Origin of the sequence: Stieleria sp. JC731, assembly GCF_020966635.1 — a bacterium.
Taxonomy (GTDB): domain Bacteria; phylum Planctomycetota; class Planctomycetia; order Pirellulales; family Pirellulaceae; genus Stieleria.
Genome location: NZ_JAJKFQ010000031.1, coordinates 1 through 651 on the forward strand (window position 1 = coordinate 1; position 651 = coordinate 651).

A 651-nucleotide genomic window follows, 5' to 3' on the forward strand; every position below is an offset into this window, starting at 1 on the left:
TGATGCTGATCACGCGGTGTTTACGATTGACGGTCGTGATTTGAATCTTGACTCAGTTGAATCGATCGATGGTGCATCGTTTTATGTAAGCGGTGGAGTGAGCATCGAGATTCCATCGGTAACAACGGTAAGCAACACCTATGGCGACGTGTACTGGCGCGTGACCGGTTCGGGAAGTGTACTGAGTTTTCCGAACCTAACGTCAGTAAATAATGGTACGGGTCGGAATTGGGATGCGTTTTTAGAGTCACTTCAAGGTGGCAAGCTGGACCTTGGTAGGGTGACAGAAATCATCGATCCCAATTCAGGTGACTTGCGTCAACGTTCGGTTCAGGTAAAAGCAGAAGGAGTAGGCAGCGAGGTTGACTTGTCATCGCTGCAGAACTTCGTTGACTACGCAGGATATGCAACAAGTGATAGTGACGGTGAGTACTCGCGACTACACGCAACCCAAGGTGGTCTTGTAAACCTTGGTGCTCTCTCCACGGTTCGCGGTGTTTATTTCCCGGTGGACGTATTGGGGACAATAGATTTATCCACGATCACGAGTCTGTCTCATGGGCTTGTGGAAGCGGGGCGATCGGTTGATTTGAGCGCACTAGAGTCCGGATATTCGACGGACTTTGTCACTTCTGGCCCGGATATTGACCT

At 50.1% G+C, this 651-nt stretch carries 1 protein-coding gene; it reads left to right on the forward strand.

The genetic code is table 11. The annotated features are described in order from the left end of the window. Positions 1 to 651, forward strand: a 651-nt coding sequence (locus LOC67_RS26925) for a hypothetical protein (RefSeq protein ID WP_230265958.1), incomplete at both ends; no start/stop codon positions are given.